At 43.0% G+C, this 18,555-nt stretch carries 10 protein-coding genes and 2 pseudogenes; all 12 read left to right on the top strand.

Annotated elements, in window-relative coordinates; translation table 11 throughout:
* Positions 1-27 precede the first annotated feature (27 nt).
* The 12 genes and pseudogenes from BLA28_RS11080 (at position 28) to BLA28_RS11030 (ending at position 18,545) form a co-directional block, all read left to right on the top strand.
* Positions 28-396, top strand: a complete 369-nt coding sequence (locus BLA28_RS11080; RefSeq protein WP_071699164.1) for a nuclear transport factor 2 family protein — start codon at positions 28-30, stop codon at positions 394-396.
* A gap of 202 nt (positions 397-598) precedes the next feature.
* Positions 599-869, top strand: a pseudogene (gene tnpA / locus BLA28_RS34665) (IS200/IS605 family transposase); the annotation flags it as partial.
* Between the two features lie 2 nt (positions 870-871).
* Entirely contained in the window at positions 872-2,740 is a 1,869-nt protein-coding gene (locus BLA28_RS33735; RefSeq protein ID WP_069156695.1) for an ATP-binding cassette domain-containing protein, read from the top strand.
* Positions 2,712-4,502 carry an ABC transporter ATP-binding protein gene (locus BLA28_RS11065; RefSeq protein ID WP_069156694.1) on the top strand — a complete coding sequence of 597 codons (1,791 nt, stop codon included), beginning with the start codon at positions 2,712-2,714 and terminating at the stop codon, positions 4,500-4,502. The genes BLA28_RS33735 and BLA28_RS11065 overlap by 29 nt, the downstream gene beginning before the upstream one ends.
* A gap of 194 nt (positions 4,503-4,696) precedes the next feature.
* Positions 4,697-4,951, top strand: a pseudogene (locus tag BLA28_RS34660) (RecQ family zinc-binding domain-containing protein); the annotation flags it as partial.
* Positions 4,952-5,194: 243 nt separating this feature from the next.
* Positions 5,195-7,426, top strand: a complete 2,232-nt coding sequence (locus tag BLA28_RS11060) for a glycoside hydrolase family 95 protein (RefSeq protein WP_071699163.1) — start codon at positions 5,195-5,197, stop codon at positions 7,424-7,426.
* The gene (locus BLA28_RS11055) at positions 7,414-9,744 is read left to right on the top strand and encodes a helix-turn-helix transcriptional regulator (RefSeq protein ID WP_071699162.1); all 2,331 of its coding nucleotides are present in this window, start codon (positions 7,414-7,416) and stop codon (positions 9,742-9,744) included. The genes BLA28_RS11060 and BLA28_RS11055 overlap by 13 nt, the downstream gene beginning before the upstream one ends.
* A 121-nt stretch (positions 9,745-9,865) precedes the next feature.
* On the top strand, positions 9,866-10,816 hold the full coding sequence (locus BLA28_RS11050) for an ABC transporter permease (RefSeq protein ID WP_081365613.1): 951 nt from the start codon (positions 9,866-9,868) through the stop codon (positions 10,814-10,816).
* 13 nt (positions 10,817-10,829) lie between these two features.
* On the top strand, positions 10,830-11,720 hold the full coding sequence (locus BLA28_RS11045; protein WP_071699160.1) for a carbohydrate ABC transporter permease: 891 nt from the start codon (positions 10,830-10,832) through the stop codon (positions 11,718-11,720).
* Positions 11,721-11,789: 69 nt separating this feature from the next.
* The gene (locus tag BLA28_RS11040) at positions 11,790-13,580 is read left to right on the top strand and encodes a type 2 periplasmic-binding domain-containing protein (protein WP_071699159.1); all 1,791 of its coding nucleotides are present in this window, start codon (positions 11,790-11,792) and stop codon (positions 13,578-13,580) included.
* An 84-nt stretch (positions 13,581-13,664) separates the two neighbouring features.
* Complete coding sequence (locus BLA28_RS11035) at positions 13,665-15,962, top strand: glycoside hydrolase family 95 protein (protein ID WP_071699158.1); 2,298 nt, start codon at positions 13,665-13,667, stop codon at positions 15,960-15,962.
* 147 nt (positions 15,963-16,109) lie between these two features.
* Positions 16,110-18,545: a glycoside hydrolase family 2 protein gene (locus tag BLA28_RS11030; RefSeq protein ID WP_143131494.1), complete on the top strand. Its 2,436-nt coding sequence runs from the start codon at positions 16,110-16,112 to the stop codon at positions 18,543-18,545.
* Positions 18,546-18,555 lie beyond the last annotated feature (10 nt).

The following is an 18,555-nucleotide window of genomic DNA, read 5'->3' as shown; positions in this document are numbered from 1 at the left end:
AAATGAACGTCGTAGGGAGGATACAATATGAAGCAAGATATTGTAGTAAAATTTGTTGAAGCAATCAATAATCAAAACCTGTCACTTATTATTGATATGATGTCAGAAGATTTTTATTTCATTGATACCTACGGTAATAAAGAAAATAAGGAACAAATGAAAATAGGTTGGCAAGGGTATTTTAACTGGTTTCCCGATTATCTCATTGAGATTTATGATTACATTGAAAGTGATAAATTTTCCATAATTATAGGAAAAGCAAGTGCTTCATATTTGGGAAACAAAGAAAAATATTGCGAGTTTCCCGCTTGCTGGAAAGTAATAATTAAAGGGAATCAGATTCAAACATGGCAAGTATTTTGTGACTCAAAAAAACAGTTGGATTCTATGAAATAGATTGTTGGAGAAAAGGCGGCAGTATTTATTTCACATAGACTCTCATCTTGTAGATTTTGTGAAAGGATACTTGTATTTGATAAAGGGCAGATTGTTCAGTGTGGAACTCATGATGCTCTTCTGAAGGAGCAAATGGGAAAGTATTATGAGTTGTGGAAGGCTCAAGCACAATATTACCAATAAATGAAAATACTAATACCATATCGTTATTATTCCAAAGTATAGAAAAAAAGTAATGTATGGTAAGGCCAAAGAAGATGTTAGAGAAATAATAAACGCGCTGTTAAGATATAAAAATATTAATATTATGTCAGGTGCAGTTTGCATAGACCAGGTGCATTTAAGTGTAGTAATACCGCCGAAAATAAGTGTCTCAGAACATGGGATATTTAAAAGGAAAATAGTACACTAATGGTTTACGATAGGCATCCAGAATTGCAGAGTAAATGGAATCCTTTTGGGCCAGAGGATATTTATGTTGATGTATATAAAGTATCTGAAAGGAGAGCAAGAGTTTCGGTATAAACATATGAAAATAAAGGGTAATGCTATAAAAAATAACTTTTACGCACTTGGATTGGTGTGGAGAGTTTGTAAGGAAAAGCTGTTAATGCATTTTTTTATTAATTTTATGCAGGTAATATTGGACTTTGTCAATGGTATCTTTTTTTTAAGAACAATTATAATTATTATAGAAAAAGGTAATAGTTATGGGCAGTATATATTTTTTGTAACATTTATTCTTATACTTAATACTATCAGAGCATTATTAAATGCACATTATTATTATTATTCAATGGATATACTAAATAATAAAATGATTTCTGAGTTGAATAAAAAGATATTCAGTAAAGCTGAAGAAGTAGATATCTCGTGTTATGAAAATAAAGATTTTTATGAAGATTATTATTGGGCGATACAAAATGTGGAAAAAAACATAATTTCTATTATTAATAATATGGCATCTTTAATTTCTTACCTTTTTTTATGTATAGTTATAGTAGTTTATGTTATTAGTATTGATCCGTTTGTTTTAATTTTTTTATTTGGTAATCTTATTGTTCATATATTACTAAAAAAAATAAAAGAAATAAATATTAATAAACAAATAGAAACATCGATATATAATCGAGAAAAAGAATATGTAAAAAAGATAATATTTCAAAAAGATTACGCACAAGAGATGCGTATGTCAAATATGTATACCGTTATAAAAGAGAACTATGAAAATGCAATAACAAATATCATAAGAGTATATAAAAAATACGGTCTTAAGTTATCTGTTTTACAATTTATAACACAATTTTTTTCATCTTATTTTGCTTTTTTTGGAGCATGCTTATATTTGATATATAGAATAATTTTTAAGAAAGATTTATTAGTAGCTGATTTTGCAGTATTAATATCGTCAATAACATTATTCAGTCAGAGAATTAATAATGTTATTACTTCTTTTAATATTGCACACGAACATAGTTTTTATATTATTAAACTTAAATCTTATTTCAATTACAGAAATGTAGTTGTTAGTGGCGAAAGTAACACGCAAGAATTTCTGGATTTAGAAATTAAGAATGTGAATTTTTCCTATTCAAAGGACTCAGAAAAAGTACTTAGTGATCTTAACTTTAAAATACAAAAAGGAGAAAAGATAGCAATTGTCGGGCCCAATGGGGCGGGAAAAACAAGTTTAATTAAATTATTATTAAGATTTTATGATGTGAACGATGGAAGCATAATATACAATAAACAAGATATTAAAAATTATAATCTTAAAGATTATAGAAGTAGATATGGAGTGGTATTCCAAAGTAATCACATTTTTGCATTGAATATAACTGAGAATGTGTTAATGGACAACTTTAAAATATCAAAAGAGAGCGTTATTAAATCTGCATTATTAAAGAGCGGAATGCAAAAGCTTATCAATGAAAAACAGGGTATTTTTACGAATCTCACGAAAATATTTGATGAAGATGGAACTATATTATCTGAGGGACAAAACCAGAAACTATACGTTGCACGTCTATATGCCGGGAACTTTGATATTGCAATATTAGATGAACCCTCATCTTCATTAGATCCTATAGCTGAGCAGGTTATGTATGAGAAGTTAATGGATTTAACTAAATATAAAACTGTTATATATATTTCGCATAAATTATCATCTGTTATTCTGGCTGATAAAATTATTGTACTGAATAATGGAATAATTGAGGGGATTGGAACCCATAGTGAATTAATGAAGACAAATAAATTATATGCTTCCATGTTTTATGCACAAGCACAGAATTATTTGCCGAAGGGAAATACATATGAAAATCAAGAAAATAATAGCAAATAATCTGTATATGATAAAATGTTTATTAGATATTCAGGCTTCAGCTATAGTCGGAATTATTTTTGTTAGTGTTATAACAACATTAATTCCTGTTATATGCAATGTAGTGTTATTGAGATATATTATAAATAAATTGATTATAGGAAATTCGTTAAATAAAATTTTTCTTGTAACTATTGTTGTATGCGTGTATATATTGTTAACGCTCATATTTAGCAGCCTTTTTAAAGAATATATATTGCCAGGTGCAAAAGAAAGAATTTGTAGTAGTATTTTAAATAGAGTTAATGATAAGGCAGTATCTTTAGATATTTCTTGTTATGATAATCCTTTATATTATGATGAACTTGTTTGGAATATGTCTGCAATAGAAGAAAAAATTGATGTAATATTTGATTATCTAAGCAAGTTTCCGGGATATGTAGCAAACTTTATTTTAACTTCCACTGTATTTACTATAATTGATAAGAAATTAGTAATTCTTGTTTTATTTACAGTTTTTGTTACTTTTATTTTTAATAAGCCATTAGCTGAAGCAAATTTTAATAAAGAAAATGCAATTAAAAGCATGAGAAGAAAAAAGCAATATATTGAAAGTGTGTTTAAACAGTATGATTATGCACAAGAAATCAGGTTAAGCAATATTTCCAGTGTATTGAAGAGGGAGTATAATAAGAATACAAAAGAATTACAAGATGTATATAGAATGAAGAATAAAAAAGTCTGGATTATTAATTTCTTACAAGTGTATTTATCCGGATATTTTATGGTGAATTTTGTGATAGTTATTTATTTGGGCTATCAGATTATTGTAAAAAAAAATGTAAATACAGGAGATTTTATTGCTGTGTTTAATGGGGTAAATACTCTATTAAGCGCATTATATTATTTATTAGGACGTTTTGTCACTCAAATAATGGAAAGTGGATATTTTATAGAAAAGTATAGGAATTTTCTTTCAATAGAACCAAGTATAAAATCAGGCAAGAAAACAATAAATAATGGGTTTCAAACACTGGAATTCAAAAATGTATCCTTTTCATATAATTCTAAAGAAGAAGTATTGCATAGGATAAACTTTACTATAAAAAGAGGTGAGAAAATTGCCATAGTAGGAGAAAATGGGGTAGGTAAATCTACACTTATAAAGCTTGTAATGAGGTTATACGATGTAAGTGCCGGACAGATATTACTGAATGGGATTGATATAAGAGAATATGATTTGGTGCAATACAGAAAATTAATGGGGGTTGCATTTCAAAATTTCCAAATATATGCTGCAGCCTTAGGAAATAATATTTCTGGTTCTGTGAATTACGCTCCCGATAGAGTAATGAATGTAGCTAAAGAGTGTGGTTTATACGAAATAATTAATAAGTGTGTTAATGGCCTGGAAACACAGATGACGAAAGAATTTGATGATAATGGTGTTATTTTATCGGGGGGAGAACAGCAAAAAATCGCATTGGCGAGAGCATTATACAGTAATTCGGAATTATTAATACTAGACGAGCCCTCAGCTGCTCTTGATCCAATAGCTGAGCAGAAATTAAACAAACAGTTAAAGAATATAAGCAATGAGAAAACAGTAATTTATATTTCACATAGATTATCTTCTACTGTTGACGCGGATTGTATTTATGTAATATCAAATGGACAAATTGTAGAAAATGGTAATCATTTCAAATTGCTACAAAAAAATGGTTTATATAATAAAATGTGGAATTTTCAAGCAGCTAAATATGTTAGCAATATGGGGGAATGAAATGATTAATAATGTGAAAATTTTGTTGTCACATTAAATGGTTGCAGAAAGAGCAAAATTTTTGAATCCTACTTGTAATATACCATATGCATTTGTTAAAAGAGAAGTACTTCCAATTTAAGAATATGATAAACCTGGTCTTAGACAATTAGGTGATATCGATATCTTAATAAGCAGTCGGAACATTTTCGGCGGACAGGCTGAGGAAGATGACCTTCTACTGCTTTACTAATGAATGTCTGTGGGATTATATCCTCTGATATTTTAGGGAGTATGGATCGATTTACTGCGGCAATTGTGCCAACTGCCTGAGCCAGTTTGAAGAAGTGGATGTGACGGAGATTGCACGGGACTTGAGCGGATGTGTGCTGGCTTGCAGGCAGAGGTATGGGACGAACGATGAGTATGCGGTGGTGAAGCTCACCGGGAGATCGAGGTTCATTCTGGAAGGGGATGATACGAAAGATTAGAGCCCCACGTATGCATGATCCAGATAAATCCAGGCATACGGGGGCAATTCTGTATATATGAGAATAAATCAAATTTATCTAAGAATAAATCATTGCTTCCTTCCTGGGCTTGTGGAAAAATGAAATAAGAGTATCAAATGGGAGAACGAAATGACAGGCAGAATCCCTGTCTGATTCACAAAATAGAACAGCCAATTAAGAGTGGGGAGATAAGGAGTAACTATGAAATTATGGTATGACAAACCGGCGCGTTTCTGGCATGAGGCCCTGCCAATCGGCAACGGCAGAATGGGCGGCATGGTGCACGGCGGTATCACAAGAGAGTTGATTCAGTTAAATGAGGACAGCGTCTGGAGCGGGAAGCATCTGAACCGCATTAACCCGGATGCAAAGGAGAACCTTCCCGTGATTCGAAAGCTGATTCGGGAAGGCCGGGTGGAAGAGGCGCAGCGGCTCGCCATGTATGCGCTCTCAGGTGTGCCCAATTCCCAGCGTTCCTATCAGACGGCGGGCGAATGCTGTCTGCAGATGCACCATGGGGATGAGGTACAGGATTATAGAAGAGAGCTGGAGCTTGCGGAGGGCATTTCCCGCGTAGCTTATACGGTGCAGGGCGTGCGTTATATACGGGAAAGCTATGTATCCTATCCGGAGAACTGTATGGTGATGGTGCTGAGGACGGAAGACGGAACCGCTTTTTCCTTTGATTGTCTCCTGGGACGCTGTCACAATGCCACAGATGAAGTGGAAAAGGTGGATGAGCATACGATTTGCTTTACCGTGGACGGCGGGCAGGAGGGGATATCCTTTGCTGCGGCGCTTTGCGCGAAGGCAGTGGGCGGTTTCGTGCGTGTCATCGGAGAACACCTGCTTGTGAGGGATGTGCGGGAGGCATATCTCTATCTGGATATTGAGACGAGCTTCCGGGAAGCAGATTACCGAAAAGTCTGTCTGGACAGAATCAGAACAGCGGCTGTGAAGGAAGAAGCGGATATCCGCGCCTTGCACAAGGAAGATTTCGGCTCTGTTTTCAACAGGCTTGCCCTTTCCTTTGAGCTGACGGATGCAGACCTTGAGCAGATTCCGACAGACGAGCGTCTGCGCAGAGTGCAGGCAGGCGAGAGGGATATGGGGCTGATGGAGCTGTATTTCCAGTATGGCCGATACCTTCTGATGTCTTCGAGCAGGAAGGGAAGCCTTCCCGCTAATCTGCAGGGTATCTGGAATGACAAGCTTTATCCTGTGTGGGAGAGTAAGTTCACCATCAATATCAATACAGAGATGAATTACTGGATTGCAGGAAGCGGGAACTTAAGCGAATGCCAGCTCCCCCTCTTTGATTTGCTTGAGCGGGTGAAGGAGAGCGGCAAGGAGACGGCGCAGAAGATGTATGGCTGCAGAGGGAGCGTTGCCCATCACAATACGGATTTGTACGGGGATACGGCACCCCAGGATCACTGCATCACTTCCACTTTCTGGGTGATGGGAGAGGCCTGGCTTGCCACCCATATCTGGGAGCATTATCTGTATACGGGTGATGAGGCGTTCCTGCGTGAACATTTTGATGTGTTGGAGCAGTGTGTGACTTTCTTCTATGATTTTCTGATAGAGGACGAAGAGGGGAATCTGGTGACTTCTCCGTCCATGTCGCCGGAGAATACCTATGAAAGGGCGGATGGAACGTACGGTGTGCTCTGTGAGAGCGCAGTGATGGATACAGAGATTTTAATGGAGCTCTTCTCCTGCTATATCAATGCCTGCAGGGTGCTTGCGCTTGACGAAGAGAAAGCCAGGAAAGCGGCCTGCGTGATGGAGCGCTTCCCAAAGCTGAAAATCGGCAGACACGGACAGCTTATGGAGTGGATGGAGGATTATGCAGAACCGGAACCGGGACATCGGCATATTTCCCATGTATATGGCGTGTATCCGGGAAGTTCTATTTCCTATGAGAGGACAGGCGAACTGATGGATGCGGCGAAAGTGACGCTTGAGAGGCGTCTGGCAAACGGCGGCGGTCATACTGGCTGGTCGCGGGCATGGATCATTGGCTTATGGGCGCATTTCAGAGAAGGAAGGAAAGCGTACGAGAACCTGCAGGCGATCCTTACCATGGGCACCTATCCTAATCTAATGGATAATCATCCGCTTGGCGAGCATGATTATGTATTCCAGATAGACGGTAATCTCGGCGCATCGGCGGCTGTCCTTGAGATGCTTGCCTACAGCAGGCCGGACAGACTGGAACTTCTGCCGGCGGTGACGGCTGAGACGGCGGGCGGACGATTGAGCGGCATGGGACTTCGAAGCGGCGGAACTCTGGATATGGAGTGGAAAGACGGAAAGGTGCTGTGGTACCGCATCGTGCCCGGACGGGATACGGAACTGGTAATTTGTGTAAATGGAAAAATGGAAGAAGTGAAGCTGCAGGACGGGGTGGAATATTGCGGAAAATAAAACAGGATAAAATATTTTGGTATTACCTGCTGACTTATCTTGCGGTACTGTTTATCCCTATGGTGATCTGCTGTTTCTATTATATTTATATGCTGTCCCTGATTGCAGAGGATGATATCAGGGCAAAAGAGAGCGAGCTTTCCCATGCCGTTGTGCTGGTGGACAATGTGCTGGACGAGTTCGAGTATCTGGGAGACTCTATCGCTGCTAATTCTTACGTTAATGGATTCAGCAGGAGAACGAATGTATTCGACTATCCCAATACCTATCGGGTGTATGAACTGCGGGCTTCCCTGCCGGATTTGTACCAGATGAATCAGTCGATTTTTTCATATTTCATCTTTTTTGACCAGAGTGAAATGGTTATTGGTAAAAATGCGGCGTATACTTATGAAGAATTTTATAACCTGTATATGCATGCGGACAGATATGCAGGCTTTGAAGATTGGTATACGCATATGAAAGAGGAGAAAGTTCTCTATGGGCTTTCTCCTATAGAAAAGTATTACTATACAAAAGATGAAAAGGATATATATTTGAAGCTTTGCTATTATGAGAGACCGCTTATGTCGACGAGTGCAGAATCCAGCAGCAGGATTCAGATATATATGGAAGAGTCCGCGCTGGAAGAGATGCTGCCTGTGCCTGTGGAAGGCGGAATTCGCTTTATGGAGGATATGAGCGGGCAGCTGCTTTATTTCCGGCAGGATATTTCAGAAGAGCCATGGCAGCAGGAGAGAATCCTGGAACTGAGGCAGCAGATACAGGAAGAAAAGAAGGGAGACCGTCTGAAAATCCGATTTGGCGGAGAAGAATATGAGGTTGTAAAGTATGTTTCCAGCCGTTCAGGGCTTACATATTACGAATTACTGCCGCAGGACGTGGTAATGAAAAGAGTATTTTCCACCTTGTTGGTATCCGGTGTATTTATTCTGGCGGGAGCAGTGACAGGCATACTGCTCAGCTATTATATGTCAATGCGAAGCGTCACTCCGATCAATGATATACTGCGCCAGGTATCCAGGAGTACGGAACATTTTGAAGGACATCAGTCGGTATTTTCCAGTTTAAAGACGACGTTTAATTACCTTGCGGCTACTAATACCAAGCTCGCGGATGCGATTGAGAGCCAGCGCCCTTATCTGCGGAATGCATTTATGAACCGTCTCATTTATGGAGATTTCAAGGCGGATGGAGAAGCAGAGAAAATTGCGGAGCACGTGGGTTTTGAATGGAGAGACAGGGTGTTCGGTGTTGTATTGTTCCGATTTCATCTGTTTCCCGGGGATGTAAGGGAAGAAGATATGAAATTAATGTGCTCCTGCATCCTGTCCCTGATGGAAGTGATCGAAAAGGAGGTCCCGGACAGCCTGTATACCAGTTTGGGCGAAGAACAAGTGGTACTGCTTCTGGGTATTGCAAAAGAACGGGAAAGTTTGTTCCAGGAGGAAGTGGAAGAGATTATCCTGCGTATCAGGGAGAATATCTCATTCAGTATTGCAGAGAAACTTTTTGCCTATGGCGGCAATCGGGTAGAAACGCTGGAGCAGGTTTATGAATCCTATCAGAACGCATCCTATATGATTTTTGATGAAAATGACCAGATCGAGAATCCGATTATCTGGTATCGTGAGTCTGCCGGGGATGTACTGAAGTATCCGCCGCAGGATTTGCAGGTGAGGCTGGGACATTTTGTGATGGCGGGAGACGGCAGGGGACTGCATGACGCGCTGGAAGAGATTATGAAGAAATATATCATAGAAAACAATCTTCCTGTGTATCTGCAGCAGATGCTGCTGAGTGAACTGCAGTCTGTGATTTTCCGTATCATAGGGCGTATAGGGATGGGGGAAGAGGATTACAGGAACTATTATGCGAAGCTGGAGGAGAACCACAATGCGCCCCTGATTACACAGTTTATAAGTACCCTGAATCTTTACAGGCAGGTATGCGAATATGTGGACAGACAGATGCATCGGGGCATGTTTGATATGAATTCCTCTGAGGTGACGGCATATATTGATACTCATTTCGGAGATCCGGAATTATGTCTGGCTTCCGTGGCGGCGCATTTCAAATTAAGTGAAGGGTATTTGTCCCAAATGTTCAAGAAAACTTACGGAACGAATTTCTCCACATATGTGGAAACGGTTCGGGTGGACAAGGCGAAAGATTTTTTGATGAATACGAATTTGCCTGTCAGTGAGATTTCGGAACTGGTGGGTTACCTTGCACAAAATACTTTTGGCAGAGCCTTCAAGAGAGTGACGGGGCTCAGCCCTTCGGAATATCGAAAAAAGAAGCGTGTATCTACTTGAGAAAGCCCGTATTTACGGGCTTTCTTAATTTTTGCATGGTAGTACAGGGAGAATTGTAGAATGATTTTTTGAAGAAAAAATGATAATGTGGTTTCAGCAAAACAAGAGAAGGAGGTACGAAGTGAAAACGAAAGTAAAGACTCGGCAGCCTGGAAAGCGCGGAACCTTTGGCCATTACTTTAAAGCTCATTGGCAGTTGTATGTGATGGTTGCTTTCCCGGTGATTATGTTGGCAGTGTTCTCCTATGCACCCATGTACGGTATTCTGCTGGCATTCAAAAATTATCGGATTGTGGACGGTATCTGGGGAAGTCCCTGGGCGGCACATTTCGGAATGGACAATTTTGTACGGTTTTTTAATAACTATAATTTTATGGAGAGTTTGAGAAATACGTTGGTGATTTCTCTCTACACTCTGGTCGTGAATACTCCCTGCGCCATCATTCTGGCCTTATCGTTGAATTATGTCAGAAAGGTGAAGTTTAAGAAGTTTGTACAGATGGTAACATATTTACCATATTTCATATCCACCATTGTATTTGTGGGGATTTTGAATGCGATATTTGATACCCGTGTAGGGGCTGTCGGAAGTTTCTTTTATGACAAAATGGGGATGAATATTCTCGGTACACCGCAGCTTTTTTCTTCTGTATATGTATGGAGCGGTGTGTGGCAGACGGTCGGTTACGGTTCAATCATTTATATTGCGGCGCTTGCAGGTGTGGATATGGAGCAGCATGAAGCGGCGATTATTGACGGCGCGACTCTGCTTCAGAGAATCCGCTATGTGGATTTGCCCGCGATTATGCCCACAGCAGTGATTATGCTGATTCTGGAGATCGGACGAATCCTGAACATGGGTTATGAGAAGATTCTTGCGATGCAGAATCAGAACAATCTCTCTGTGTCGGAAGTTATCCCGACCTATGCGTTTAAGGTATCTTTGGTATCCTCCTTCCCGGATTATTCCTATGCGACGGCTATCGGTTTGTTCCAGTCAATGGTCGGATTGATACTCATCCTTCTGTCCAATAAGATTGCGAAGAAGCTGACCGGCGACGGATTCATTTAAGGAGGCAGGGAAAATGAAAAACAAGAAGATTACACAGGATAAAGTAGTTTATTTTGTTAATTACATATTACTGGCCTTATTTTCGATTGTTGTACTGTATCCGTTGATTTACGTAGTCAGCTGTTCCTTCAGTTCCGGAGAAGCGCTGATGTCAGGACGAGTGAAATTTTTACCGGTAGAACCGACTTTGCTCAGCTATAAGACAGTATTCAAATATGATGCTATTTGGACAGGTTATTTGAATTCCATTATATATACCTTTGTGGGAACTATTATCAGTATCGTACTTACGCTTTTTGCGGCATATCCGCTTTCCAGAAGTGATTTCCGCGGCGGCAGTATACTGATGAAGCTGTTTCTGTTTACTATGATGTTTAATGGCGGTCTGGTCCCTACTTATTTGTTGGTCCGCAATCTTGGTATGGTCGATACTATCTGGGCGGTGGTGCTGCCTACGGCAGTGAATGCTTACAATATCATAGTGGCGAGAACCTTCTTCCATCAGACGATTTCCAAAGAACTGCAGGAGGCGGCGGAGCTGGACGGATGTTCTGATTTCAAGTTTTTCACAAAGATTGCTATTCCGCTGTCCATGCCCATTATTGCAGTGCTTTGTCTGTGGGTGGCGGTTGCGCTTTGGAACGGATACTTCAATCCTTTGATTTATATCAACTCCCAGGAGAAATATCCGCTGCAGCTGGTTCTTCGAAGAATCCTGCTGATGTCCCAGGTGGATTTCGGTAATTCCGCAGTGGATCCGAAGGTGGTAATGGAGAATCAGTTCTTAAGCCAGATGTTAAGATACGGAACGATTATCATCAGCAGTCTGCCTTTGATGATTATCTATCCTTTTGTACAGAAGTATTTTGTAAAGGGTGTCATGATTGGTTCTGTAAAGGGTTAAGAGGAATTGTAAATTTATATATCAATCGGGGAGACCCGTTGTTTATAAAAATTTTAAGGAGGAAAAAACATGAAAAAGAAAACATTATGGGGAAAGAAACTGCTTTCAACGGCAGCCGTACTGGCGCTCGGCGTTTCTCTCCTGGCAGGCTGCGGCAGTACGGATACTCCTGCAGCAACGGGAGGGACAACGGATAGCGGAAAAGCTGCAAGCGGCGATCCCTTCGCATTCGAACGCGTAAGCGATGTTACCTTCCCTCTGGAAGAGAAGCTGACAATTGACGTATTCGTTTATGCATCCCTGACTGGCGGCGGAACTTATCAGAACAATTACGTAACCGACTGGATTGAGGAAAAGACCAACATTCATTTGAATTTCGTATATGATGTAGACGGCGATGATGCAAAGACGAAGCTGAATCTTGTAATGACTGACCCCAAAAATCTGCCGGATCTGTTCCTGGCAACCGGTTGGACCAAGACCGAGCTTCAGGACTACGGTCGGCAGGGCTTAATCATTCCTATGAATGACCTGCTGGAAGACGCTCCTAACTGGAACGCAATGAATGAAGAGAGCCCCATGAGAAGGGCAGACCTCGTTATGTCAGATGGCAATATCTATACTTACGGCGATAACAATGAGTGTTTCCATTGCCGTTATCAGAACAGAATGTACATCTATATGCCTTGGGTAGAAGCATTGAACGACGGCCATATTCCTGAGACTACGGATGAACTGTATGAGTACCTGAAGAAGGTGAAAAACGAAGATCCCAACGGCAACGGCCTTGCGGATGAAGTTCCCATGAGCGGTTTCATTGGCGGCTGGGCTTCTGATCCTACGGTATGGATGATTAACTCTTTCATACAGTGTAATAACCCTCTGAGCAATACCAACCCTACTGTCGCAGCAGGTCTTGTAGTAAACGATGGTAAGATTGAGTATTCTGTAATGAAGGATGAGTACAGAGAAGCGCTTCGTTACATCAATAAGCTGTATTCCGAAGGACTTCTGGATCCTCAGACCTTTACACAGGACAATACACAGTTCGCTGCAACACTGAAGAATGAGACGCCTCTGGTAGCTGTTTACCCTGCAGGCGGCCCTCAGACCGATGATGAGTTCTGGGCAAATAAGGATGGTGAGTGGCAGAACTGGGAAGTATTCGCACCTGTAGAAGGCCCTGACGGTGTAAGACTTTGTACAAAAGGTCTTGACAACTACTTCGGCATGGGTATCGGAAGTATTTCCTCTACCTGTGAATATCCTGTAATCGTAACCGCACTTCTGGACTTCCTTGCAAGTGCGGAAGCCAACAATGTACAGTCTTATGGTCCGGAAGGCCTTGGCTGGAACTTTACCAATGAAGGAACCTCCCTTGCAGGTGGAACTCCTACTGTTGAAAAGCTGATTATTCCTGAAGACTATGACTGGCTTGGAAATGGCTATGCAAAGGATTACTCCGGCGAAAACGGCAAACATTATCGTTGGGCATCTGACGCATCCGTAAGATGGTCCTCTGCAAGAGCACGCGGCGAAGTGAAGGTTCCGGATCCGGATCATGACACCGAGTTCTATCTGCAGAAGGCAGGCGAGCTGTATCAGCCCTACGAGCCTGCACTTGAGACGCTGGTTCCAAACCTGGTATTCGAAGGCTCTGATGCGCAGATTATCAGCGAAGCAACCCTGCAGATCGGCGGTTATGTAAATCAGGCTCTGGTACAGTTTATCACTGGCGATCTGAATATTGAGACCCAGTGGGATGAGTATCTGACAACTCTGGAGAAGATGAATGTGCAGCAGTACATCGATACCTATCAGAAGTATTATGATGCTTATATGGCAAATGCAGCAAAATAAAATCAAATAAGCGAGTTCATTTTGGAAATGAGGGTGTCCCCCGGACGCCCTCATTTTTTAAAAAAGAAAGGCAGGGTGTTTCCTATGAATGTACAGAAACATTTTATCAGAAAAGAGGCCGGCTCACGCTGGCTGGACGCAACGCCCATGGGGAACGGATTCCTGGGTGCCATGGTGTACGGACATACTGCCAAGGACAGAATCCAGTTGAATGAGGATTCTCTGTGGCATGGCAAATTCAGGGACAGAATCAATCCCAACGCAAAAGAGCATCTGAAAGAGGTCCGGGAACTGATTTTTGACAGGAAGTTCGAAGAAGCGGAGGAGCTGATGTTTTCTCATATGGTATCCGCTCCTGGCAATATGAGGAATTTCTCACCCCTGGGTGAACTCAACCTTGCGTTAAATACCGCGCTTCCATTCCAGATGGGCTGGCTGCCGGAGTCCGACGGTGAGAATTATGTATCTGATTTGAACATGGAAGAGGGGATTCTTTGCATTTCCCATGAAGATAAGGGAGTACAGTATACAAGGGAAATGTTCGTCAGTAATCCGGACAGAGTACTCTGTATCCGCTTAAAGAGCGATAGGGAGAAAGCAATCCGGCTGGATATGCTGCTCAATCGTGTCCCTTTTACGGATCAGAGGCTGCCTGATGACAGGAGACCGGGAAAATTCGTCAGCGCCGGTGTATGGCCTGTGACCAGATGTGAGAGAATCTATACCGAAAATGGCCATACCCTGATGATGGAGGGGGATGAAAATGGTACAAGATTTGCCTGCGGCCTGACTGTGGTGACGGATGGACGAATTGAGGACTGTTATGCGAAGCTGGTTGCCCATGAAGCGGGCGAGGTCGTAATTTATCTGGTGGCTTCTACGGATAACAGGGAAGAAGATTTTGTCGGCAATGTGAAGTCTTCTCTTGCGGCAGCGCGTGCAAAGGGGTATGCTGATATCAGGGCTGACCATATTGCGGATTTCACCTCTTATATGAAAAGATGTACGCTTGCGCTTCCTGAGGACGAGAAAGCAGGAATGTATTTCCAGTATGCTAGATATATGATGGTATCTGCCGGAAGAGAGGGCGCGACGGCCATGAACCTGCAGGGTATTTGGAATCATGAGTTTTGTCCCAGTTGGGAGAGCAAATATACGACGAATATCAATCTGCAGATGAATTACTGGCCTGCGGAAATCTGTAATCTGTCCACACTCCATGAACCTCTTTTTGACCTGATTCATACGGTACAGGAAAGAGGACGGGATGTGGCGAAGAGAATGTATGGCTGCAGGGGAACCATGTGCCATCACAATACCGATATCTATGGAGACTGCGGTACGCAGGATATGTATGCGGCTGCGGCATTCTGGCAGATGGGCGGCGCATGGATGGCAATGCATCTGTGGGAGCATTATCTTTTTACCTTAGATGAGGATTTCCTGAGAAAAGAATATCCCGTGATGGAAGAGTTTGCACTCTTCTTCGTGGATTTCCTGATTAAGGACAAGGAAGGGTATCTGGTGACCTGCCCTTCGGTATCTCCGGAGAACAGGTTCGTTTTGGAAGACGGTTCCGATACGCCGATCTGCGCAGGACCTACTATGGATAATCAGATCATAAGAGGATTGATGAGTGCTTGTCTGGAGGCAGCGAAGATACTGGGCATTGAAAGTCCTTATAAAGCGGATTTTGAGAGAATCATCAGAGAACTTCGCCCCAATCAGATCGATTCTATAGGCAGATTGAAGGAATGGGCGTGGGAAGAGAAAGAACTCACTCCGAATATGGTACATACTTCTCATCTGTGGGCAGTATTTCCGGGGGATGAGATTTCCTGGAATAAGGATAAGGAGATCTATGAAGCGGCCAGAAAATCCCTGGACTCCAGAATTGAACACGGCGCGAAAGCGACGGGCTGGGGCGGTGCATGGCATATTGCTTTCTTTGCCAGATTCTTAAACGGAGAAGGTGCACAGACTGCCATTGACAGAATGTTTCATAAGAGCTTGACGGAAAGCTTGCTGAATGCCGGAAACGTATTTCAGATTGACGGTAACCTGGGACTTCTGTCCGGTATGGCGGAATGTCTGCTGCAGAGCCACGCAGGGGTGCATTTCCTGCCTGCGCTTCCTCCTAAGTGGAAGAACGGCGAGGTGAAGGGCCTGCGCGCAAGAGGCGGCCTGGAAGTGGATATGGAATGGAAGAACGGAACGTTGCAGAAAGCAGAAATCCGTGCGGATAAGAGCCGCAGAACGCTGTTTGTCGGTGAGGTACCCGAGCGGATTTCCTGCCAGGACGAAACGCTTACCTGGGAAAAGGAAGAATTCGGGTATTCTGTGGAGCTGGAAGCAGGGAAAGCATATGAAATTGTATTTTAACCTGCGGCAGCTGTAAAATAAATAGCTTTGGGAGATGGACTGTATCCTCTTTCGCTGCTGCATATCAGGAATGGATTTGCGGCAGGAAAGAGGATAGCCGTTTCCTTTATTTCCGGATGTTCAGAAGGAAAACAGGAGAGAATTGCAATGGAACAGGAACAGAAAATTTTAATTAACAAAAACTGGAAATTCATGCATGGTGATTTTCCGGAGGCGAAAACGCCGGAATATGATGATAGGGAATGGTATGATATCGGGATTCCGCATTCTTTTGGGATTCCGTATTTCATGGAAAAGCAATTTTATATAGGATATGGATGCTACCGTAAATGGCTGCAGATAGAGACTGGTTTTGATATGAAGAAGCTGTATCTGGAGTTCCAGGCAAGCTTTCAGGACACGGAAGTCTATGTGAACGGAGAACTTGCGGGCACGCACAGGGGCGGTTATACGGCATTTTTGATAGATATTACTTCATTTGTACGGCCTGGGGCCAATTTGATTTTCGTGCGCGTGAACAACCTGTGGAATCCGAGAATCGCGCCCAGAGGCGGCGAACATGTTTTTAATGGCGGTATTTACAGGGATGTGAGCCTCATCGTGAAAGGGAAAGTGCACGTGGCATGGTACGGTACGCGGGTGACGACGCCGGAGGTGTCCGCAGGAAGGGCGCGTATCGTGGCGGAGACGGAGGTGGAGAATACTTCTTCCGTGCAGGCAGACGGCAGGCTGGAATCCATCCTTCTGTATAAAGGGGAAGAGGCGGGCAGGATGGAGAGCGCGTTTTCCATCGCGCCGGAGAATATGACGACGGTGGTACAGGAACAGTTCCTTGCTGATCCGCAGTTGTGGCATCCGGATACGCCGAATTTGTATACCATGGTCAGCAGGGTATATGTGGACGATGTGCCCGTGGATACTTACGAGACGGAATTTGGTATTCGATATTTTGAATTTACGGCGGATAAGGGCTTTTTCTTAAATGGGGAGCATTATGATATTCATGGCGCGAATGTACATCAAGATCAGGCGGGATGGTCGGATGCCGTAACGCATACGGCCATTGCGAGAGATATCGCTATGGTGAAGGAATGCGGAATGAACTTCATTCGCGGTTCCCATTATCCCCATCATCCGTATTTTGCGGAAGAATGTGACAGACAGGGAATCCTCTTCTGGTCGGAGAACTGTTTCTGGGGAACCGGAGGTGTGAAAGAAGAGGGGTACTGGACGGCAAGCGGTTATCCTGTGAATGAAGAAGATGAAGAAGAATTTGAGGCAGGCTGCATGCAGACACTCAGTGAGATGATTCGGGTGAACCGCAATCATCCCAGTATCATCGTGTGGAGTATGTGCAATGAACCGTTTTTCTCCGCACTGGAAGTGCTTGATAAGGCACGTGCGCTTGTGAGGAAATTAGTGGAGTACAGTCACATACTGGATGACTCCCGTCCGGCGGCAGTGGGCGGTGCGCAGAGAGGAGGCTTCGATACTCTGGGTGATATTGCGGGGTATAATGGTGATGGTGCATCCATCTTCCTGAATCCGGGATTCCCGAATTTTGTATCCGAGTATGGAAGCAGTGTGCTTGATCGTCCGGGAGAGTTTATTCACAGATACAGAGACGGTGTGGAAGAGGACTATCCCTGGAGAAGCGGCAAGTGTTTGTGGTGTGCATTCCATCATGGCAGTATTCTGGGAAATATGGGACATATGGGGATGATCGATTATTACAGACTGCCTCTGGATACATGGTATTGGTATCGTGAGAATCTGGCAGGCGTCCCTCGTCCGGAAATACCGAAGAAAGGCGTACCCCATAGAGTTCGTCTGACACCGAGCAGTCTTACTATGAAATGTGACGGTACGGAGGATGTGAAGATAGTGGCGGAGGTGCTGAATGAAGCGGGTGAGAGAATCGACTGTAATCCGCAGATAGAGCTTACAGTAGTTTCCGGACCGGGCAGATTCCCGACTGGTAAAAACTTCATCCTGTCTTCCGGGAAGGAGAATCTGATTCAGGGGCTTGGAGCCATCACGCTTCGTGCTTATGACGGCGGAGAGACGGTGGTGCATGCAGTCTGTGAGGGACTGCTCTGTGACGAAATCAGGATTCAGGTGCTTGGTGAAGAAGCGCCGGAGGGCTGCGCGCGTGTGGAGCTTCAGCCCCCGCCTTATGTGTGTGATGAACCGAAGCGCAGAAGCCTTGATAATATTGCCATCAACCGTCCGGTATTCTGTACAAGCGCAGAGGAAGAGCATCCGGCCCGGAACGTGACAAATGGGGATATGAAGACCTACTGGAGACCGGCAGAGGATGATACGGAACGTATGGTATTGGTGGATCTGGAAGGCACGAAGGAGATTCAGAGCGTGGTGGTTGTCTTCGCGGAAGTGACAAATGCGGATTATGAGATACTGCTGACGGATGACCGGAAAACATATCGCAGCATCTATGCTTCGGAGAAGGCCAATATTGATAATTTCCTGACGGTTCGTCTGCCGGGAGAGAAGACGAGATATGTCTGCGTCCGATTCCCGGAGCGGGCTGTGGGGGTGCATAAGGTGGAAGTCTTTGCGTAATTAGAATAAC

Origin of the sequence: Eisenbergiella tayi, from assembly GCF_001881565.1 — a bacterium.
GTDB lineage: Bacteria > Bacillota > Clostridia > Lachnospirales > Lachnospiraceae > Eisenbergiella > Eisenbergiella tayi.
This window is presented reverse-complemented; position numbering and strand designations above follow the sequence as displayed.

Excerpts from the sequence above, each read along its gene's own strand:
- BLA28_RS11080 (WP_071699164.1), top strand. The coding sequence starts at position 28 with ATGAAGCAAGATATTGTAGTAAAATTTGTTGAAGCAATCAATAATCAA.
- BLA28_RS33735 (WP_069156695.1), top strand. The coding sequence starts at position 872 with ATGTTGATGTATATAAAGTATCTGAAAGGAGAGCAAGAGTTTCGGTAT.
- BLA28_RS11065 (WP_069156694.1), top strand. The coding sequence starts at position 2,712 with ATGAAAATCAAGAAAATAATAGCAAATAATCTGTATATGATAAAATGT.
- BLA28_RS11060 (WP_071699163.1), top strand. The coding sequence starts at position 5,195 with ATGAAATTATGGTATGACAAACCGGCGCGTTTCTGGCATGAGGCCCTG.
- BLA28_RS11045 (WP_071699160.1), top strand. The coding sequence starts at position 10,830 with ATGAAAAACAAGAAGATTACACAGGATAAAGTAGTTTATTTTGTTAAT.
- BLA28_RS11040 (WP_071699159.1), top strand. The coding sequence starts at position 11,790 with ATGAAAAAGAAAACATTATGGGGAAAGAAACTGCTTTCAACGGCAGCC.
- BLA28_RS11035 (WP_071699158.1), top strand. The coding sequence starts at position 13,665 with ATGAATGTACAGAAACATTTTATCAGAAAAGAGGCCGGCTCACGCTGG.
- BLA28_RS11030 (WP_143131494.1), top strand. The coding sequence starts at position 16,110 with ATGGAACAGGAACAGAAAATTTTAATTAACAAAAACTGGAAATTCATG.